At 65.0% G+C, this 19249-nt stretch carries 19 protein-coding genes; 2 read left to right on the top strand and 17 right to left on the bottom strand.

The window, feature by feature from the left end:
• Nucleotides 1–73: 73 nt before the first annotated feature.
• The 13 genes from Q0K00_RS07930 to epsC form a co-directional block, all read right to left on the bottom strand.
• Nucleotides 74–292: a TraR/DksA family transcriptional regulator gene (locus Q0K00_RS07930; RefSeq protein ID WP_296303953.1), complete on the bottom strand. Its 219-nt coding sequence runs from the start codon at nt 290–292 to the stop codon at nt 74–76.
• A 105-nt stretch (nt 293–397) separates the two neighbouring features.
• Nucleotides 398–1597, bottom strand: coding sequence for an aspartate aminotransferase family protein (locus Q0K00_RS07935; RefSeq protein WP_297228428.1), 1200 nt, complete (start codon nt 1595–1597; stop codon nt 398–400).
• Nucleotides 1598–1955: 358 nt separating this feature from the next.
• On the bottom strand, nt 1956–2438 hold the full coding sequence (gene dut / locus Q0K00_RS07940; protein ID WP_297228429.1) for a dUTP diphosphatase: 483 nt from the start codon (nt 2436–2438) through the stop codon (nt 1956–1958).
• A 186-nt stretch (nt 2439–2624) separates the two neighbouring features.
• A complete protein-coding gene (locus Q0K00_RS07945) occupies nt 2625–4157 on the bottom strand; it encodes a YifB family Mg chelatase-like AAA ATPase (protein ID WP_297228445.1) in 1533 nt (510 codons plus the stop codon).
• A gap of 68 nt (nt 4158–4225) precedes the next feature.
• Complete coding sequence (gene lepB, locus Q0K00_RS07950) at nt 4226–4864, bottom strand: signal peptidase I (RefSeq protein ID WP_297228430.1); 639 nt, start codon at nt 4862–4864, stop codon at nt 4226–4228.
• 69 nt (nt 4865–4933) lie between these two features.
• Entirely contained in the window at nt 4934–6313 is a 1380-nt protein-coding gene (locus Q0K00_RS07955; protein ID WP_297228431.1) for a sodium-dependent transporter, read from the bottom strand.
• A 133-nt stretch (nt 6314–6446) separates the two neighbouring features.
• Complete coding sequence (locus tag Q0K00_RS07960; RefSeq protein WP_297228432.1) at nt 6447–7829, bottom strand: sodium-dependent transporter; 1383 nt, start codon at nt 7827–7829, stop codon at nt 6447–6449.
• On the bottom strand, nt 7826–9163 hold the full coding sequence (locus Q0K00_RS07965; RefSeq protein ID WP_297228433.1) for an amidohydrolase family protein: 1338 nt from the start codon (nt 9161–9163) through the stop codon (nt 7826–7828). Before Q0K00_RS07965 ends, Q0K00_RS07960 begins: the two co-directional genes overlap by 4 nt.
• A 1-nt stretch (nt 9164) precedes the next feature.
• On the bottom strand, nt 9165–10469 hold the full coding sequence (locus Q0K00_RS07970; RefSeq protein ID WP_297228434.1) for an NCS2 family permease: 1305 nt from the start codon (nt 10467–10469) through the stop codon (nt 9165–9167).
• An 824-nt stretch (nt 10470–11293) separates the two neighbouring features.
• Nucleotides 11294–11899, bottom strand: coding sequence for a MarC family protein (locus tag Q0K00_RS07975; protein WP_297228435.1), 606 nt, complete (start codon nt 11897–11899; stop codon nt 11294–11296).
• Nucleotides 11900–12086: 187 nt separating this feature from the next.
• Nucleotides 12087–13364, bottom strand: coding sequence for an amidohydrolase family protein (locus Q0K00_RS07980; protein WP_297228436.1), 1278 nt, complete (start codon nt 13362–13364; stop codon nt 12087–12089).
• 282 nt (nt 13365–13646) lie between these two features.
• Nucleotides 13647–13769, bottom strand: a complete 123-nt coding sequence (locus Q0K00_RS07985) for a hypothetical protein (protein ID WP_297228437.1) — start codon at nt 13767–13769, stop codon at nt 13647–13649.
• A gap of 36 nt (nt 13770–13805) precedes the next feature.
• A complete protein-coding gene (epsC, locus tag Q0K00_RS07990; RefSeq protein ID WP_297228438.1) occupies nt 13806–14711 on the bottom strand; it encodes a serine O-acetyltransferase EpsC in 906 nt (301 codons plus the stop codon).
• Between the two features lie 171 nt (nt 14712–14882).
• Here epsC and Q0K00_RS07995 point away from each other — a divergent pair, with 171 nt between their 5' ends.
• Nucleotides 14883–15476, top strand: a complete 594-nt coding sequence (locus tag Q0K00_RS07995; RefSeq protein ID WP_297228439.1) for an OmpH family outer membrane protein — start codon at nt 14883–14885, stop codon at nt 15474–15476.
• Here the strand turns inward: Q0K00_RS07995 and Q0K00_RS08000 are convergent.
• Nucleotides 15473–15601 carry a hypothetical protein gene (locus Q0K00_RS08000; RefSeq protein WP_297228440.1) on the bottom strand — a complete coding sequence of 43 codons (129 nt, stop codon included), beginning with the start codon at nt 15599–15601 and terminating at the stop codon, nt 15473–15475. The two genes, Q0K00_RS07995 and Q0K00_RS08000, sit on opposite strands and share 4 nt — an antisense overlap.
• Here Q0K00_RS08000 and Q0K00_RS08005 point away from each other — a divergent pair.
• Nucleotides 15600–16688 (top strand): efflux RND transporter periplasmic adaptor subunit, encoded by a 1089-nt coding sequence (locus Q0K00_RS08005; RefSeq protein ID WP_297228441.1) that lies wholly within the window; start codon nt 15600–15602, stop codon nt 16686–16688. The two genes, Q0K00_RS08000 and Q0K00_RS08005, sit on opposite strands and share 2 nt — an antisense overlap.
• A gap of 524 nt (nt 16689–17212) precedes the next feature.
• Here Q0K00_RS08005 and Q0K00_RS08010 read toward each other — a convergent pair.
• The 3 genes from Q0K00_RS08010 to Q0K00_RS08020 all read right to left on the bottom strand — a co-directional run.
• Nucleotides 17213–17563, bottom strand: coding sequence for a polymer-forming cytoskeletal protein (locus Q0K00_RS08010; protein WP_366141133.1), 351 nt, complete (start codon nt 17561–17563; stop codon nt 17213–17215).
• 27 nt (nt 17564–17590) lie between these two features.
• On the bottom strand, nt 17591–18697 hold the full coding sequence (gene rodA, locus Q0K00_RS08015) for a rod shape-determining protein RodA (protein ID WP_297228443.1): 1107 nt from the start codon (nt 18695–18697) through the stop codon (nt 17591–17593).
• Nucleotides 18698–18706: 9 nt separating this feature from the next.
• Nucleotides 18707–19249 (bottom strand): penicillin-binding transpeptidase domain-containing protein (locus Q0K00_RS08020; RefSeq protein ID WP_297228444.1); only part of this gene is annotated, 543 nt, incomplete at its 5' end.

Raw genomic sequence — 19249 nt, forward strand, 5'->3', positions numbered from 1 at the left:
GCTTGTTGGTTTGTCTGCTAACTTCCAACTTACCGAATGAGGAAAGGGTGAACAACCTATCGGAACACAACACCTAGTGGCTGGATTCCCGCTCTTCCTGGCAGCTCAGGCACAGCCCCACACCGGGCAGCGCCTCAAGGCGCTTGGCCGGGATGGGTTCACCGCATTCCCGGCAGCAGGGCACACCGTCTATCCATTCCGGGCCGCCACGGTCCATCTGGGAGCGGGCACGCAGCAGGGCGGATTCCCTGTCCAGTCGTTCCAGTTCCGTGGCCTGATCAAAAACATCCATGCTTTTCTCCTTGGCAAAGGAAGCGGCAACCTTGCCGCAGCAAGGTTGCCGTATGAGAGATGCCGTCGTGTAGCATACAGCCGGACGGCTGTAAACAAAAAAGCTCTATCGTCCCTGCAGAATATCTTCCAGCGTGGCAAGGAAGGCTTCAAGGTCGCTCTTTTCCACGTTGAGCGGCGGCAGCAGACGCAGCGTGACGCCGTGGCTCAGATTGCAGATGAAGCCGCGCCGAATGAGCTCCTTCCAGACTTCGGTCCCGTCCTCGCACAGCTCGATGCCGATCATCAGACCGAGCCCGCGCACTTCCCGGATCTTGCCGGGCACGCGCTGCATGAGAGCGGTGGCGGCGGCGCGGACTTCCGCCCCCAAACGACCGGCCCGCTCCACAAGACCGTCACGCTCCATGATCTCGATGGTCTTGGCCGCCACGGCGGACACCAGCGCCCCCCCACCGAAGGTGGTGGCATGGCTCCCGGCCACAAAACCGCGGGCCGCCTCGCTGGTGGCCAGCATGGCGCCCATAGGCAGGCCGTTGGCCAGCGACTTGGCCACGCTGATGGCGTCCGGACGAATGTCGTAGTTCTGGAAGGCCCAGAACTTGCCGGTGCGGCCCATGCCGGCCTGCACTTCGTCACAGAGCAGCAGGATGTCCTTCTTGCGGCACAGGGCCTCCACGCCCTTGAGGTAGTCCGCGGGCAGGGGCAGTACGCCGCCCTCGCCCTGCACGCATTCCAACAGCACGGCAGCGGTCTTGTCGCTGACCGCCGCTTCCAGCGCCGCCAGATCCCCGGCGGGCACCTGACGGAAGCCTTCCGGCAGCGGCGTGAAGCCGTCACTCAGGCTTTCCCGCCCGGTCGCCGCGAGCGCGCCGAGGGTGCGGCCGTGGAAACAGTTGCCGAGGGTGATGATCTCGTAAGCGTCGCGCTTCTTGATGGAGCGCATGTAGCGGCGGGCAAGCTTGATGAGGGCCTCGTTGGCTTCCGCACCGGAGTTGCAGAAAAAGGCCTTTTCGTGATGGGTGGTGGCAAGCAGCTTCTCCGCCAGATCAAGCTGCTCCTCCTGATAGAAAAGATTGCTCACATGCCAGAGTTTACGGCTCTGGGCCGCCAGCGCATCGCAGATCTCATCGTTGCAGTGCCCCAGGCCCACCACGGCGATACCGGCCAGCAGGTCCACATATTCCTTGCCGTCCACATCCCACAGGCGCGAGCCTTTGCCGCGCACGATGGCCAGAGGATAACGGCTGTAGGAACGGCAAAGCAGGTTTTCTTCACGGGCGACAACGGCATCATACGCTTCCGACATGATACATTCCCTCACGAGGCCGCAAGGCGGCGCTAAACTGTTCCGGCGATTCCGGGAGGACGAGCCTCTGTCCGGGGCGGCAGCCCCTCGACATGACGGAACGCCACTAAAAAAATATGGCTGCGCGACGCGCTCTCCCCCCTTTCCACCTGCCGCCGGGAAATCATCCGATCGAGCGGTACGGCGTCAAAGGGCGCGGCGCGGTCGTCACATCAGCGCGTCCTGCCGTTGAAAACGGCAAAACGCGAGGCGGCGGCAGGACACCGCCCGGCCCAGCGTGAACGGAAAAAGCCGTGTTCTTCCGCGAAACGACAGGCCGTATGGTTTGGAACGCAAAGCGTTTCAAACGCAAAATGCGCTATCGTCCGGTATGCCCAAAACCACCGCTGCCGCGCTCAGTATCTTCCAGCTTTTCCACCACTTCCCAGTCGGGACGGACAACAGGCTGGAAGACGAGCTGGGCCATGCGCTCGCCGTGTCGCAGCGTACGCTCCTCACCGGAGGTATTGAGCAACATGACGAGGATCTCACCGGTATAATCCGGGTCGATGAGACCGACGCCCTGAGCCACGGTCAGCCCTTCGCGCGCGCCGAGACCGCTGCGGGAATACAGGAATCCCGCCATCCCCGGCCATTGCGGCTGTACACTGATCCCCGTCGGCACGCAGACCCGTTCTCCGGGCGCTATGCGGATCTGGGGCGCATCCAGACAGGCACGCAGATCAAAACCGGCGGACAAGCGGGTGGCTGGTTGCAGGGATCCGGCATAGAGAGCTTCGGCATCGGGACGAACAAAGGCGAGACGGACACGGCTGGACACGGGGATATCGGTCTGTTGCATGAAAAAATCAAATGGTTGGGCTGTGTTGCACTCCTCCCCCCTTGCTCTCCGCAACGTGGAGGAGGAGAAGGACGGGCGCTAGAATGCCAAACTTGCGCCCGCAGGTCGAGGGGTGAAATCACAGTCGGCAAAAAAATCTTTGCGCCTGCCCTCCCCGCTCCACAGTCGCGCACGCCAAGAGCACCCTCAGTCCGCCGGGCGATCCAGCACCCGCAGGGAAATGGCTTCCGCCAGATGTTCCCCGCGCAGATCCGCGCAGTCGTCCAGATCGGCAATGGTGCGGGCCAGACGCAGGATGCGCGTATACGCGCGCGCCGAGAGACCGAGATTATGCACCGCCGTCCGCAGCAGGGCGTCCCCCTCGGCATCAGGCGCGCAATGCCGCTCCAGCAGCGCGCCGGAAAGCCCGGCATTGCAACGGACCGGTGTCCCGGCAAAACGGGCCTGCTGCCGCTGCCGCGCCGCCGCCACCCGTTGCGCCATGTCGGCCGAGCTTTCCCCCGCCTGCGTACGACGCAGATCTTCATACGGCACGGCGGGGACCTCCACATGCACGTCGATGCGGTCCAGCAGCGGGCCGGAAAGCCTGGCCCGATAGCGCGCCCGCTGCTCGGGACGACAGGTGCAAGTGTGCTGCGGATCGCCGTAATAGCCGCAGGGGCAGGGATTCATGGCCGCCACCAGCATACAGTCAGCGGGGAAGGTCACGCTCTGGCTGGCACGGGCGATACTGACCACGCCATCCTCCAGCGGCTGACGCAACGCCTCGAGCGAGGCCTTCCCGTATTCCGGCAGCTCGTCCAGGAACAGCACGCCCCGATGGGCCAGAGAAACTTCTCCGGGGCGGGGATGGATGCCGCCGCCCACCAGCGCCACTTCCGAGACCGTATGATGCGGCGAACGGAACGGACGCGAACGCACCAGCCCGCCTCCGTCCCGCAAACGTCCGGCCACGCTGTAAATGGTGGTGACTTCCAGCGCCTCTTCAAAGGACAAGGGCGGCAGGATGGTTGGCAGACGCTGGGCCAGCATGGTCTTGCCGCTGCCGGGCGGACCGATCATGAGCAGGTTGTGCCCGCCGGCGGCAGCCACTTCCAGTGCCCGCTTGGCCGCCAGCTGCCCCTTGACTTCGGCATAATCTCCATACGCCGCATCTTCGCCGGAGGCCATATTCCCCGAAACCGGCGCCACCGGCTCAAGCCGCGTCTCACCCTGCAGGAAGGCCACGCACTGCGCCAGCGTTTGCGGCGCATACACGGTCATCCCCTCCACCACGGCGGCCTCCTGTCCGTTGGCGGGCGGGACGATGCAGCAACGCGCGCCTGTCCGGCGGGCGAGGATGGCCAGCGGCAGGACGCCGGATACCGGCCGCACCGCACCGGAAAGGGAAAGTTCTCCGGCCACATAGGCGTCCGCCAGACAATCCGGCGGCAACTGACCGGAGGCCATGAGCAGCCCCAGCGCCAGCGGCAGATCATAGGCCGTGCCGCTCTTGCGCCGCCCGGCGGGAGCCAGATTGACGGTGATGCGCGCTGGCGGCAGACGAAACTGACCGGCCCTCAGGGCGGCAAATACCCTGTCGCGGGCCTCCCGCACCGCCGCCTCGGCAAGACCGACCATGGAAAACGCGGGCAGTCCCTGCCGGACAAGCTCCACTTCCACATCCACGCGGTAGGCGTCCACCCCTTCCCACCCGGCGCTGTTCAGACGAATGACCATGATCTCGCGCTGTCCTTGCTGCATAAAAAAGGGCATGACCCATGCCATGCCCTCTTCCGTCCGTCATCCTATTCGATGGCCTTGCCCAACCGGTCGAAACGGACAGACCGCAGGAGGCTGTCCGCCTCGGAATCCCAGGACCAGTAGATGCGCCAGGCCCGCGCGCGGATGGCGTCACGCGAGACGAAGCCCCAGAAGCGCGAGTCCTGCGAATTGTCGCGGTTGTCGCCCATCATGAAATAGTGCCCTTCGGGCACGGTCACGGGGCCGTAATTGTCCCGCACGCCCATGATGTTGTCCGGGTCGGTGAAGCGGATGAAGCCTTCCCGCACCGGCTCGTTGTTGCGGTAAAGCTGCTTGTTGCGCACTTCGATGACATCGCCGGGAACGCCCACGATACGCTTGATGAAGTCGATGGAAGGATCCTTGGGATAGGCGAAGATGACGATGTCCCCTCGCTGCGGATCGCGTCCGTCGTAGATGGAGATGTCCGTGAAGGGGATCTTGAGACCGTAGGAGAACTTGTCCCCCAGCAGATAATCCCCCACGAGCAGAGTGTTCATCATGGATTCCGAAGGGATCTTGAAGGACTGCACGATAAAGGTACGGATCACCAGCGCCAGCAGGAGCGCCAGCACCAGCGCCTCGGCATACTCGCGCACCAGAGATTTTTTACGACGGCGACCGCCGCCCAGGATCTCGCTCATATCACACCTCTCCGCCCTGCCGCGGGCGGGAATGCTCACGGGTTCACGGGAAAGGACAGGTTCCGGGGCCTATTTCCAGAACCTGTCCACATAGCCCATTGCCAGCACGAAGACGATAAGGCAGGGCAGCACATAGGTCAGATAACCGCGCAGCCAGAGCGGGAACTTGAGGCCCTCGCCCATGTCCACCTCGGTGATGAAGTTGTCCCAGCCCCAGGCGCGGCGCATGGTGCAGAACAGCAGGAAGATCAACCCGCCCAGCGGGAGGATGTTGTTGCTGATGAGGAAGTCCTCCAGATCGAGCACGGACGAGCCCGCTCCCAGCGGCTGGAAGTCCGCCAGCAGGTTGAAGCCCAGCGCGCAGGGCAGGGAAAGCACCCAGAGGCCGACCATGTGCAGCACCGTGCCGCGCCGCCGCGGGATGCCCCAGACGTCCGCCGTATAGGAGATGATGTTCTCGAACACGGCGATGACCGTGGACAGGGCCGCAAAACTCATGAAGACGAAGAAGAGCGCCCCCCAGATGCGGCCGCCCTCCATGCTGTTGAAGATATTGGGCAGCGTCACGAACACGAGGCCCGGCCCGGAGTCGGGCTTGACGCCGAAGGCGAAGCAGGCCGGGAAGATGATCAGCCCGGCCATGATGGCCACGAAGGTGTCCAACCCCACGATCCACACGGCCTCGCCGGTGAGGGAGCGGTCCTTCGGCTGATAGCTGCCGAAGATGCACATGGCCCCGATGCCCACCGACAACGTGAAGAAGGCCTGGTTCATGGCCGCGTTGATGACGGCAAACAGACCGGTCTGCTCGATCTTGGCGGCATCAGGCGCCAGATAGAAGGCGATGCCCGCTCCGGCGCCCGGCAGGGTGACGGAACGCAGCACCAGCGCCACCAGGATGAGCAGCAGGCCCAGCATCATGAGCTTGACCACCCGCTCCACGCCCTTCTGCACGCCCAGCGCGCAGACGCCGCAGCCGATGAGCACCACCAGCGTCATGCCGATGACCTGCACGTCGGGCTTGCCGAGGGTCGCGCCGAAAAAGGCCCCCACCGCTTCGGGCGCAAGCCCGCTCAATTCGCCGGAAGCCATGTACCAGCAGTAGGCCAGCATCCAGCCCGTCACGGTGGTGTAGAACATCATGAGCAGATAGCTGCCCACCAGCGCGAACCAGCCGCAGTGATGCCACTGGCTGCCCCTGGGCTCCAGCAGGCGGAAGGCCAGCCCCATATTACGGCGGGCGGCGCGACCCACGGCGAACTCCATGATCATGGTCGGCACCACCGCCACCAGACAGAGCAGGTAGATCACCACAAAGATGGCCCCGCCGTATGCCCCCGTGATATAGGGGAAACGCCAGACGTTGCCGAGGCCGATGGCGCAGCCTGCCGACAGCAGCAGAAAGCCGAGACGGCTGCCCAACATTTCACGTTGCGCATGTTCAGACATGTGCTGATCCTCTTGCGAATGAAGTCCCGCACGCAGGTACGCAGGCCCGCGCGCAGCCGTTTACCATAGCCCAGTCCGGCCCGTGACGCAATGCCGCCACGTCCGCCGCTCGCGGAGCGGGAGCCTGCCGCTTTCACCGCAGCAGCTTTTCCAGACGCTCCACATATCCCATGATGAAGATGAACAGGATCAGGCAGGGCAGCACCCAGCGCAGATACACCCGCAGCCAGGACGGGAAGCGCAGCCCCTGTCCGGCATTGGTCTCAGCGAGGAAGTTCCGCCAGCCCCAGCCGCGCCTGCTGGTGCAGAAGAAGAGGAAGAGCAGCGTCCCCGCGAACAGCAGATTATTGCTGATGAGGAAGTCCTCGAGATCCAGCACGTTGGTGCCGGGGCCCAGCGGCTGGAATCCGGACAGCACGTTGAAGCCCAGCCCGCAGGGCAGGGAGCAGAGCCAGAGGCCCGCGAGATGCAGCAGCGTGGCCCGGCCGCGGGACATGCCCCAGACATCCACGCTGTAGGAGATGATGTTCTCGAACACGGCGATGACCGTGGAGAGCGCCGCAAACCCCATGAAGACGAAGAAGAGCGTCCCCCAGATCTGCCCGCCCTGCATACTGTTGAAGATATTGGGCAGGGTCACGAACACAAGGCCCGGCCCGGCGTCGGGAGCGACGCCGAAGGCAAAACAGGCCGGAAAGATGATCAGTCCGGCCATGAGGGCCACAAAGGTGTCCAGTCCCACGATGAGGGCCGCTTCTCCGGTGAGCGAACGGTCTTTCGGCTGATAGCTGCCGAAGATGGTCATGGAGCCGATGCCCACCGAAATGGTGAAAAAGGCCTGCTTGATGGCCTCATTGATGGCGGTGAACAGTCCGGCCTCCCGCAGGCGCGCCACATCGGGAGCCAGATAGAAGGCGATGCCCTCCCCCGCTCCCGGCAGGGTCACGGCCCGCAGCACCAGCAGCACGAGGATGACGAGCAGGCCCAGCATCATGACCTTGACCGCCCGCTCCACGCCCCGGCGCACGCCCAGCGCGCAGATCAGACAGCCCAGACCGACCACCACGCTCATGGACAGCACATGTACCGAGGGCGTGGCCAGCATCTGGTCGAAAAAGGCCCCCACGCCCGCGGGATCCCGCCCCGCCAGCGCCCCAGAGGCCATATACCAGCAATAGGCCAGCAGCCAGCCCGTCACCGTGGTATAGAACATCATGAGCAGATAGCTGCCCACCAGCGCGAACCAGCCGCAGCGATGCCAGTGCGTGCCCGCCGGTTCGAGCACCCGCAGGGCCCGCCCCATATTGCAGCGCGCCGCGCGGCCCACGGCCAGCTCCATGACGAGGATGGGGGCCACAGCCAGCAGGCAAAGCAGATAGATGCCCACCAGCGCCGCGCCGCCGTAGGCCCCGGCGATGTAGGGGAAACGCCAGACATTGCCCAGCCCGATGGCGCAGCCTGCCGACAGGAGCAGAAAGCCCAGACGGCTGCCCAGCATCTCGCGCGGCGCGCTCATGCGCCGGCCTCCCCGTCCCCCGCGCGCCGCCGCAGGGCCGCGGCCTCACGGGCGGCCTCCACCAGCAGACCTTCCCAGTCCACATCGGCCAGACGCCCCTCGTCCAGCAGCACGCGGCCGCCCACAAGGGTATGGCTCACCTGCGCCGCCGTGGCCGTACGCACCACGCGGGCCACCAGATCCTCGCGCGCATCCGCCGCCGGGGCATCCAGTCGCAATACGGTGATGTCCGCCTTGCGACCCGGCATGAGCGAACCGATCTCGCTGGCCATGCCCAGCGCCCGCGCCCCGCCCAGCGTGGCCATCTCCAGCACGGCGCGGGGGGAGAGCGTGGCCGGGCCGCCCTCTCGCGTCTCCTGGAGCTCAATGGCCCGCCGCATGAGGGTGAAGATGTCCAGCGAAGGGTTCCACAAGGGATCGTTGCAGCCCAGCGCCACGTTGACCCCGGCGGACAGCATCTCCGGCAGGGAGACGCGTCCCTCGCCGCAGACCACGGGACTGCCCGGACAATGGCAGACGCTGCCGCCGCTGCGGACCAGCAGGGGCAGGTCCTCGGCCCGGCAGACGTCGCACTGGCCGAGCACCGTGTCCGGCCCCACAAAGCCGCTGTCCAGCAGATAGCGCAGCGGATCGACGCCGTAGCGCTCGCGCAGCTCCCGTTCGGCCTCCCTGTCCGGGGCGATGGCGGCTGTCAAGAGCAGCCCCTGTCCACGGGCCGTCTGGGCCGCCTTGGCGAGCAGGAGCTTGCTGCTCCACAGCAGGCCGCGCAGACTCACCGCATAGCGCAACCGTCCGCCGTCGGCATTGTGCCAGCGACGGCAAAGGGATTCCCCCTCCTTGAGGGACGTTTCCACAGGCGCGCACAGGGCCTTGGGCAGCCCTTCGCCCTTGTCGGCCAGCGCCTTGCCGAACGCGCCGCGCAGACCCATGGCGTCAGCCGCCTGAAAGAGCATCTCCGCCTGCGTGGCGTCGCCCATGTCGAACACGGACGTGGTGCCGCTGCGCAGCAGTTCGGCCACGCCCAGCGCCGCGGAAGAAAAGGCCGAGGCCCGGTCATGCGCCGCCTCCAGCCCGGCCAGCCGACGCTGCCGGTCCTGGGAGGCCGTCTCTTCGGGATAGCGGAAAAAGGTCATGCTCAGCCGCGTCCGGCACTGGACGAAACCGGGCAGGACGACGGCCCCTTTGACGTCCAGGATGCGCCGGGCCTTCTGCCGCGTCGCGCTTTCGATGGCGGCGATGCGCCCGCCGCTGATGATCAGATCGGCCTGACGCACGGACCGCTGGGGGTCCATGCAGATCAGCGTTCCTCCCTTGAGGATGAGATCGGCTTCCATATCACAGGCTCCGCAGGATGAAATTGGCGGCAAAACAGGCGGCCACGATATACATGATGGGACTGACCTCACGCCCCCGCCCGCACAGCAGGCGCAGCGCCACGAAACTGATGAAGCCGAAGCCGAAGCCCGTGGCGATGTTGAAGGTGAGCGGCATGAGGATGATGGTCAGGAAGGCGGGCAGCGCCACCGAGAACTCCCGGAAGCGGATGTGCACCACGTCCTGCATCATGAGGGCCCCCACGATGATGAGCACCGGCGCCGTGGCGTAAGACGGCACCGCGGCCACCAGCGGCGCAAGGAAAAGGGTCAGACCGAACAGGATCGCTATGACCACGGCCGTCAGTCCCGTACGTCCGCCCTGGGCCACGCCCGTCGCGCATTCCAGATAGCTGGTGGCCGTGGTGGCCCCCAGCACGGCACTGGTCATGGTGCCGATGGAATCGGTGATGAGCGCGCGGTCCAGATTGTCGATATGGCCGTCCTCGCGCATGAAGCCCGCCTTGCGCGCCAGCCCCATGAGCACGCCCATGTTGTCGAACATGTCCACCATAGTCAGGGTGAAGATGATGGACAAGAGCCCGTGATCCAGTGCGCCCGCAATGTCCATCTGCCCGAAGGTCTCCGTGGGCAGCGGGATCCCGAAGGTCACAAGATCGCCCTCCGGCAGTCGCGTCACTCCACCCAGCACCCCCACCAGCGTGATGACCACGATGCCGATGAGCAACGCTCCCGGCACGTTGCGCGCCATGAGCGCTCCGATGAGGAAGATCCCTGCCACGGCCAGCAGGGTGGACGCCTCGTTCAGATGCCCCAGCGTCACGAAGGTGGAGGGATCCGCCACCACGAGCCCGCAGTTCTTCATGCCGATGAAGGCGATGAACGCCCCGACCCCCACCACGATGGCGTACTTGAGGTCCATGGGCACGGCGTCGATGATCATCTGGCGCACCCGGGTCACGGTCAGCAACAGGAAGACGATACCGGAAATAAAGACCGCGCCGAGCCCCGTCTGCCAGGTATAGCCCGCGGGCCCGCAAACATAATAGGCGAAAAAGGCGGTGATGCCGAGCCCCGGCGCGACGCCCACGGGAAAGCGCGCCCAAAAGCCCATGATGAGGGTGATGAGGATGGTCACCCAGATGGTGGAGGCCACGACCGACTCGCGCGGCATCCCCGCGTCCGCCAACATGCCGGGCACGACGAAGATCAGATAGCACATGGCCATGAAGCTGGTCAGACCGGCCAGACATTCCTGACGAACGCTGGTGCCGTGGGCTGAAAGACGAAAGAGGCGCTCCATCATGGGCCTACACTCCTTAGAGCATTTTGCCTTTGAAAAAGGCAAAATGCGAGGCGGCGGCACAGCGCCGCCCGGCCAAAAGTGAACGGAAAACCGCGTTTTTTTCCGCGAAACGACAGGCCGTATGGTTTGAAACGCTTTGCGTTTCAAACTAAAATGCCCCACCGGATGCAATCCCTGCCGTGCACGCCAAGCCATCCGCATTTTGGGGGAGGTTCGCCGGTTGCCGCGCTGCACGCCGACGGCAGGTCGGCCTTGTCCGAAAAACTCGTCCGGGGGACACGGTACGGCATCCGGCCGGAGCCTCGCTCCCGCCACGCCGCGCAGGCTCTCGCGGCCTGTCCCTGTCCACGGAAACGGCTCGCCCGACGGGAAGGGAACGCCGCGCGCCGGGGAAGGATCACGATATCTCAAGCGCTTTCGATCAACTCTCAGTTGCGCCTGACCAACATGCTTTTTAGAGCGATCCCACATTGAAAATGTGGATTGCTCTGGTAGTCGCGAGAGCGACCACCCGCAACCGAACACACGGAAAAACCACGCTTTTCCGTAGTGTGAGGGCAGCGTCAGCATGGAAATTGGACACAATTTCAATGCGAATCCGCTCTAGAGCATTTTGCCTTTGAAAAAGGCAAAATACGAGGCGGCGGCACCGCGCCGCCCGGCCCAAAGTGAGCGGAAAAACCGCGCTTTTTCCGCGAAACGACAGGCCGTACCCGCCTGCCGACGCAGGAGTCTTGCGGACATCGCGGCGGAGCTGCCCGCTCCCGCGCTGGCGGAGGAGTTCCCCTTCCCCCCAGACAGACGATGAATAGTGCTGACCGATCCTAGTTCAAAAAAGCCTTCATCCCCGTGAAGATCACCTGTGCGGCGATGGCCGCCAGCAAAAGACCGGTCAGCTTGGCCAGCACGGCGATGCCGGTCTTATGCAGCACGCGCTCCACGCTGTGCGACATGAGCAGCATGAGGAAGATCCCCAGCGCGGCAAAAAGGAGGGAGATCACGCCCACCAGGATCTCGCGCAGGGTGCTGGCCGAGGCGCCGATGACCATGATGGCGCCGATGGAGGCAGGCCCCATGCAGAGCGGGATGGCCAGCGGCACCACGCTTATGTCCCCTTCCTTCTGGGTGTGATCCTTGTCTTTCTCCTCGCCCATGAGGGAGACCGCCGTCAGGAAGAGCAGCACGCCCGACCCGATGCGGAAGGCGTCCAGCGTGAAGCCGAAGAGCGCGAAGATGTGTGCGCCGAAAAGATAGAGCACCAGCCCGATGATGAAGGCCGCCGAAGATGTCTTGATGGCCGTGGCCGTCTTGCGGCGTTTGTCGTAATCCTTGGTGCCGCTGATGAAGGCGCTGAGCACGGCAGGCGGCGTCATCATGGCGTAGATCTTGATGGTGGTGCTGACCACCTCGCTGATGATGTTCTGATCCATGAACCTGAAACCCTCGTGCGCAAAAAAGACCGTTGCAGACCGGCAGTACGGGACTGCGGCGCAGTCCCCGCCGCCCGGAAGCAATGCGCAGGGCCAGTGCGGCGTGCGCAGCGCCGCCATTTCGCACGTTTGCCTCCGGTGAGGCGCGTTATACGCGCCCTCGCCCCGTCTGCCAAGTCAAATATGGTCAGTCGGCGCCGCCGGAAAGCCACATGCCATGTCCGGCCCGCGCCGGATCGCCCTCGCGGCCGTCCATGGGCAGGCGGCTCCCGCGCAGCCAGACCGTGCACGGCCAGCCGCGCACGCTCAGCCCCTCGAAGGGCGTGTAATCCCCCTGATGCAGACGCCGGGCGGTGAGCAGACGCTCTTCCGTCGGGTCCAGCAGGCAGATGTCGGCATCGAAACCGGGCCGCAGATCGCCCTTGCGCCGACCGAGGCCCAGCAGCTGCGCGGGATTAGCGCACAGGCACTGCACGAAGCGGGGCAGCGTCAGCCGCCCCTTGAGCACGCCTTCCGAAAAAAGCAGCGGCAGGCGCGTCTCCACTCCCGGGATGCCCGCCGGACAGGCAAAGGCATCGGCAGCGCCGGCTTCCCACTTGGCGGCAAAGGTCGTATCGTGATGGTCGGACGCCACGGCATCCAGCAGTCCCCCGGACAGCGCCTCCCACAGGCGGGCGGCCTGTCCCGCCGCGCGCAGCGGCGGACGCATGGCGTACTTCAGTCCTTCCGCCGCCCCTTCTTCATAGGCGGTCTCGTCAAGCAGGAGATACTGCGGACTGGTGGCCGCCCATACGGCCTGCCGCCGCTGCCGGGCCAGCCTCAGGGCCTCCAGCGATCCGCTCGAGGACAAGGGCAGCAAGGCCAGAGGGCAGCCTGCCGCGCGGGCCAGCGACACGGCAAGACGCGCGGCCTCTTCTTCCACGTATTCCGGGGCGGCCGCCGTCCAGTTGCTGACCGCCGTACGCCCAGCCGCCCGCAATTCGTCTTCCAGAAAACGCGAAAGCCCGGGCAGCTCCGGACGCAGCAGCACGGCCGCTCCGGCCCGTGCCGCTCCACGCAGCGCGGCGGCCGTCGTTCCGGCCGTCTCCAGACGCCCCGCATCCAGCCAGCGCAAAGAAGCCCCGTCCAGATCGTCCACCGGCAGGGGATCGAGACGCACCACATCCACCGGCAGCTGCGCGGGCACGTCCGCCTCTCCGCAGTCCGCGGGGGCCAGCCAGCCATGACAGGTCGTCCCGCCCTGAGCCGCCGCGTGGCCGGTCGCTTCCAGATGCTCCGGCAGACAGTGCACCAGCACGTCCACCGCGCCGGGCAACACATAACAGCCGGAGGCGTCCACCGTTTCCGCCCCATCCGCGGGCAGACGTTCTCCCATTTCCAGGATCTGGCCGTTCTCAAAGGAAATATCCGCGGCGAATACGCCGTCCGGGCGCACCACGACGCCGCCCTGAAGCACGGTTCTCACGCTTGCCTCCCCTGTGGAGCATGATTGCGGCATCGACGACGGGTCCAGGCGAGCATGTCCCCGCCCGGAGGCCGTCTCCCCGATGCTCTGTTTCCGGTGACGGACGCGCCGCACGATCCCCGCCGCCAGAGCGTCTTGCCGTGAACAGGACAAGGCGCGAGGCGCAGCGCAGCGCCGCCCGGCCCAAACCAAGCGGAAAAACCGCGTTTTTTCCGCGAAACGACAGGCCGTATGGTGTGAAACGCCAAGCGTCTCGACCGGGAAATGCTCTGACGGCAGGCCCTATCGCGGCCCCTGTCCCGCGCTCACCCCGCCCTGCATCTGTCCTCTGGCCGTCACCTTGACGCCGCAGCCGCCTGCCAGCAAAAGCAGGCAGCACAGCAGGACGATGGCGTACCGTACCATGTTCCCCGTCATCCACTCGATACCGACGGGGCCGCCTTATCTCGGCCGCTCCTGCGCCACCTTGGCGCCGGCGGGCACATCGCCGGTGATCCAGACGTTGCCGCCGATGACGGCCCCTCGTCCCACGGTCACACGGCCCAGGATGGTGGCCCCCGCGTACACGGTCACGTTGTCCTCCAGGATGGGGTGGCGGGCGATGCCCTTGGTCAGGGTGCCGTCCTCATTCTTGGGGAAGGAGAGCGCCCCCAGCGTCACCCCCTGGTACAGACGACAGCTGCGCCCGATGATGCAGGTCTCCCCGATGACCACGCCGGTGCCGTGGTCGATGAAGAAGTCCTCACCGATGGTCGCGCCGGGATGGATGTCGATGCCCGTCTGCGAATGCGCCATTTCGGAGATGATGCGCGGCACCAGCGGCACACGCAGCGCATACAGCTCATGCGCGATGCGGTGATGGAGCATGGTGTGCATGGACGGATAGCAGAAGATGGCCTCCCCGGGACTGGTTGCGGCCGGGTCGCCTTCATAGGCGGCCTGGGCGTCGCCCGCCAGCAGGGAACGGATATGGGGCAGCCTGTCCATGAAGGAGAGCGCCAGCTCGCGGCTGTCCTCGCGGCATTGCTCGCAGGTGCCCTGCGTGCCGTCGCAGGAAAAACATTTGCCGCAAAGGATCTGCCCGCCCAGAAGACGGTAGATGCTGTCCAGATTGGCCGAAAGATGATAACGCAGGCTCTCGCGCAGCGGCTCCACGCCGAAATAACCGGGAAAGATCGCGGCGCTCAGGCGATCCATGATCTCCCGAAGCGTCGTCAGGGACGGCATGGGCGCGCCCTTGGCCGGGCAGTGCCAGACCCGGGAAAGCGAATCCTCATGGCAAAGGCGCTCCGCCACCTTGTCGAGACGCTGCATGGCCGGAGTCTGTATCGTGGAACGTTCGTGCATGGGCTGTCCTTTTTTTCGGGCAGTGTACACGGCTGCGCCCCGTCCCGCAATCATGGACTGCTCCCCCGCGCAGGGGAAAAAGAACTTGTGCCGCCCGGCGAAAAAACGTACCATACCGCTCTGCAAAAAATTATTTCGTTGACGATCAGTCGTTACGAGAGGAGAAACTACATGCGTATTCGTTTTATGGCGGTCCCGCTCCTGCTGCTGAGCCTGCTGTGCGCCGCCTGCCAGCAGGGCGAGGAAAAGGCGTCCGGTCCCCGTATCGCCGTTGTGGATATCGTGCGCGTCATGCGCGACAGCGAAGCCGGCAAGGCGGGCATCAAGTATCTGGAAGACATGCAGGCCGGCATCCAGAAGCAGCTGGACGACATCCAGGGCAAACTGGAAAAGGATCCTGAGAACGAGCAGCTCCAGAAGCAGCTCCAGACCGTGTACATGAGCGCCCAGCAGCAGATGGGCGAAGAACAGCAGAACGTGCTCTCGCAGCTGCAGAACGTCACCAAGCGTGTCATGGACGAATTCCGCAGGACCAAGGGCTATGATGTCCTGTTCAGCGCGGAGACCCTGTCCTCCTATGACGAAAAGCTGGACGTGACCAATGACCTGCTGGTGGAGATGAACAAGCAGAAGGTCAACTTCGTGCCGCTGGACACCCCGGCCGACGAGGCTCCCAAGGCTGACGACGACGCCGGAGGCAAGGATGACGCCGCGGCCGAAAAGCCGGCCAAGGATAACGGCGGCAAGGACAAGGCGGCCCGCTAGCCCCTTCCTTCCCGATCACGAGGCCCCGCTCCGGCGGGGCTTTTTTTCTGCCCGCCGCCCGCCGGACCGCCGCCCTTGACGTTGGCAGGCGCATGAGGCAGGCTGATGGCTTCGAGGAATGCCATGCGAAAACTCTGTCTTCCCCTGTTTGCCGCCTGCCTGCTCCTGCTCCCGGCCTGCTCCGGCGACAAGAATGCGGACAAGGCGGCCCAGGCCGCGCCCGTACATGTGCGCCCTGTGGCGCGTCAGAGCCTGCCCCGTCTGCTGCATGTGGTGGGCAACGTCAAAGCCTCGGCCTCTGTGGCCGTCACCCCGCGCGTCACCGGCGAGATCCGTGAAGTCCACTTCACCGAAGGACAGGACGTCAAGGCCGGCGATCCGCTCATCACCATCGACACCCGCCCCTTTGAGGCGGTGCTGCGCGAAAAGCGCGGGCTGCTGGCCAAATCGCAGGCGCAGCTGAACAAGGCGCTCGACGACCGGGGCCGCTACGGCAAGCTGGTGGGCGGCGGCTATGTGAGCCGTGAATCCTATGAGCAGACGGCCACCGAGGCCGCCGCGCTCAAGGCCACCGTGCAGTCGGACAAGGCCGCCGTGGAAAGCGCGGAGCTCGATCTTTCCTACTGCCGGGTGACGGCCCCCATCAGCGGACGTGTGGGCGCGCTTGCCGTGGACAAGGGCAACATGGTGCAGGGCAATGCCTCGACCCCCGTGGTCACCATAGATACGCTCTCCCCCATCTACGTGACTTTTTCCGTGCCCGAAGTGCATCTTTCCGTCATCCTCGAGCGTATGCGGCACGGCCCTGTGCACTTCACCGCCTCGCCCACGGGAGGCAAGGCCGAACGCGGCCTGCTGACGCTCGTGGACAACGAGGTGGATACCCGTACCGGCACCATCCGCTTGCGCGGCACCTTCGCCAATGAGGACCGCAGCCTCTGGCCCGGCCAGTTCGTCACCGTGGATCTGCCGCTGGGCCGGGCGGAAAACGCGCTCACCGTCCCCTCTACCGCCGTCCAGTCCGGCCGCGACGGCGCGTATCTCTATCTTGCCGGACCGGATGACACGGCCGTGCTGCGCAAGGTGCGCGTCCTCTTCGAGCACGAAGGGACCAGCGTGGTGGAAGGGGATCTCAAGGAAGGCGATCGCGTGGTGGTGGAAGGCATCGTACGGCTGGCGCCGGGCCTGCCTCTGCGTGTACTTGACGACTAGAGCATTTTGCCTTTGAAAAGGCAAAATGCGAGGCGGCAGCACAGCGCCGCCCGGCCGAAAGTGAGCGGAAAAACCGCGCTTTTTCCGCGAAACGCCAGGCCGTATGGTTTGAAACGCGAAGCGTTTAAAACTGAAAATGCTCTAGTGCGAGGCGACGGCGCAGCGCCGCCCAGCCCGAAGCAAACGGAAAAACCGCTTTTTTTTTCCGCGAACGCCAAGCCGTAGGCTTTGGAACGCAAAACGTTTCAAACTGAAAATATCCTGTGGGCGGGCAAAGGCGCGACCTGCCCCGCCTCCTCAGCCATACGCCGCCCGCCCTGTCCGTTTCAGCCTGACAGCTTCTTCAGCCTGACCGCGCCACGCTTGCGGCAGGCCGCCGCACAGCCGAAAAGACGACACCCGCGCGTCCCCATACCGGGTCGGCGCGTCTTGTCGCCGCAAGCGCAGCGGCACACGCGGACGCAAGCCAGGCCCCCGCATGGCCGCTACCGCCCGGCCGCGCCGGGCAGGAAGGAAAAGGACCTTCAGGCTTTGGGCTTTTCCCCGCCGCCCTTCTTCATGAAGATCTGACCGTCGATGATGCCGCCCTCTTCCGTCAGCAGACAGGGCGTATGCAGCGTCCCGTCAAGAACGCCCGTGCTGTGCACCACCACCCGCCGCTTGGCCACCACATCGCCGCGCATATTGCCGGAAAGCATGAGCTCGCCCACATGGAACGTGCCGGAGATCTGCGCGTCCTTGCCGACGATGAGCGTCCCGTCGCTGGTGATCTCGCCGGAAAAGACGCCGTCGATGCGCACGGACCCCTGAAAGGTCAGCTTACCTTCGTAAACGGTCCCCGCGCCAAGAAAAGCATTGATTTCATCCTTGCCCACACTCAACCCCCATTTAGCCATAGATGTTTATCCCTTGAACATGAATCGCCGCATGGACACGTTCAGCACGATGCCCAGCAGTGTGAAGTTGACCACAGTGGCGCTGCCGCCATAACTGATGAAGGGCAGCGGTATGCCCACCACGGGCATGAGACCTATGACCATGCCCATGTTGATGACGATCTGTGAGAAGAAGTAAAAGAAAACCCCCACCACAAGCAAGCTGCCGAACCGGTCCTTGGCCTGCATGGCCGTGGAAAAGATGGACAGCAGGAAGAGGGAGAACAGCGTCACCAGCGCCACGCAGCCCACGAAGCCCCACTCCTCGCCAAAGACGGCCACGGCAAAGTCCGAGTGCCTCTCCGGCAGGAAGCGCAGCTTCCCTGCCGTGCCCTCGGTAAAGCCCTTGCCCCACATCTGCCCCGAACCGATGGCGATGAGCGATTGCAGGATGTGGTAGCCCGCGCCGCGCGGATCGGATCCGGGGTCGAGGAAGGTCAGGATGCGCTGCCGCTGATAATCGTGCATGACCACGAACCACATGAGCGCCGCCACGCAGGGGACGGCCAGGAAACAGGTCTTGAGCACATAGCTGCGCAGACCGTGGAAGAGGATCATGCCGCCCATGATGAGCAGCACCAGCGTGCCCGTCCCAAGGTCCGGCTGCTCCAGGATGAGCGCGCAGGGGATGAGCCCCACCAGCAGCACCTTGAAAAAGTCCTTCCACCCTAGGGAACGGTTATGTTGGGAAAGGATGCGGGCCGTCAGCACGAGCACGGCCAGCTTGGTGGGTTCCGACGGCTGCAGGTTCATGAAGCCCAGAGATATCCAGCGGTTGGCGCCCATGGTCGTCACGCCGATGACCGGCACGAGCAGCAAAAGCCCCACGCAGACCAGCCAGAAGGGCCAGGCGAGATTGCGGATCTGCCGGTAGTCGAAGCACATGGCCACGATCATGCAGCCCAGACCGCACAGCCCCCAGATCAGCTGTTTCTGATAGAAGCTGGAAAAGGTCAGTCCGTCCTCCACGCGGATGGCGCTGGCGGAAAAGAGATTGCCCACGCCCAGGAAGAACAGCAGGACAGTGCAGGCCAGCAGGCTCCAGTTGAGATGGCTGAGGAGACGCTTGTCCATGGAACTCTCCTAGGGCTGCCCGGTGAGGGGACTTGGCGGGGCGGACGGGTCGATGACCCTGCCGCGAGGCGCGCCGCGTCTGGCGGGAAGGCCCGGCAGAGCGGGAGCGGGAGCGGCCGGGCGCGGTGTGAGCGTGGCTCCGGGCGCACGCGCTTCTCTGCGGCCCCGTCCGTTCTGCTGTCGTCCCCCCGCCACCGGCTTCAGCAGGCCCGGCAGATCCGGCGGCGCCAGCACAGGATTCTGCGGCACGCCATTCTCGCCGTCGCTGGCGGCGATGACCTGCTGTACGCCCCCATCCGGGCCGAACAGATGTTCGTAGACCTTCTTGGCCACGGGACCGGCCACGCTGGAACCGCCGCCGCCGTGCTCCACCATGACGATGACCACATACGCCTTGCCGTTCTTGTAGCCCCAGGTGGCGATCCAGGCATGGTCGCGCTGGGCGTATTCCATTTCCGCGGTACGCAGACGACGGTCGCCGCTCATCTTGAGCTTGACCACCTGCGCCGTCCCGGTCTTGCCGCCCATGTCGGCGTCCTTGCGGCCCACCAC

Origin of the sequence: uncultured Desulfovibrio sp., assembly GCF_944327235.1 — a bacterium.
Lineage (GTDB): Bacteria > Desulfobacterota > Desulfovibrionia > Desulfovibrionales > Desulfovibrionaceae > Desulfovibrio.

Bases quoted from the DNA above. Each gene is read 5' to 3' on its own strand.
- Q0K00_RS07930 (WP_296303953.1), bottom strand. From the start codon at position 292: ATGGATGTTTTTGATCAGGCCACGGAACTGGAACGACTGGACAGGGAA.
- Q0K00_RS07935 (WP_297228428.1), bottom strand. From the start codon at position 1,597: ATGTCGGAAGCGTATGATGCCGTTGTCGCCCGTGAAGAAAACCTGCTT.
- dut (WP_297228429.1), bottom strand. From the start codon at position 2,438: ATGCAACAGACCGATATCCCCGTGTCCAGCCGTGTCCGTCTCGCCTTT.
- Q0K00_RS07945 (WP_297228445.1), bottom strand. From the start codon at position 4,157: ATGGTCATTCGTCTGAACAGCGCCGGGTGGGAAGGGGTGGACGCCTAC.
- lepB (WP_297228430.1), bottom strand. From the start codon at position 4,864: ATGAGCGAGATCCTGGGCGGCGGTCGCCGTCGTAAAAAATCTCTGGTG.
- Q0K00_RS07955 (WP_297228431.1), bottom strand. From the start codon at position 6,313: ATGTCTGAACATGCGCAACGTGAAATGTTGGGCAGCCGTCTCGGCTTT.
- Q0K00_RS07960 (WP_297228432.1), bottom strand. From the start codon at position 7,829: ATGAGCGCGCCGCGCGAGATGCTGGGCAGCCGTCTGGGCTTTCTGCTC.
- Q0K00_RS07965 (WP_297228433.1), bottom strand. From the start codon at position 9,163: ATGGAAGCCGATCTCATCCTCAAGGGAGGAACGCTGATCTGCATGGAC.
- Q0K00_RS07970 (WP_297228434.1), bottom strand. From the start codon at position 10,469: ATGATGGAGCGCCTCTTTCGTCTTTCAGCCCACGGCACCAGCGTTCGT.
- Q0K00_RS07975 (WP_297228435.1), bottom strand. From the start codon at position 11,899: ATGGATCAGAACATCATCAGCGAGGTGGTCAGCACCACCATCAAGATC.
- Q0K00_RS07985 (WP_297228437.1), bottom strand. From the start codon at position 13,769: ATGGTACGGTACGCCATCGTCCTGCTGTGCTGCCTGCTTTTGCTGGCA.
- epsC (WP_297228438.1), bottom strand. From the start codon at position 14,711: ATGCACGAACGTTCCACGATACAGACTCCGGCCATGCAGCGTCTCGAC.
- Q0K00_RS07995 (WP_297228439.1), top strand. From the start codon at position 14,883: ATGCGTATTCGTTTTATGGCGGTCCCGCTCCTGCTGCTGAGCCTGCTG.
- Q0K00_RS08005 (WP_297228441.1), top strand. From the start codon at position 15,600: ATGCGAAAACTCTGTCTTCCCCTGTTTGCCGCCTGCCTGCTCCTGCTC.
- Q0K00_RS08000 (WP_297228440.1), bottom strand. From the start codon at position 15,601: ATGGCATTCCTCGAAGCCATCAGCCTGCCTCATGCGCCTGCCAACGTC.
- rodA (WP_297228443.1), bottom strand. From the start codon at position 18,697: ATGGACAAGCGTCTCCTCAGCCATCTCAACTGGAGCCTGCTGGCCTGC.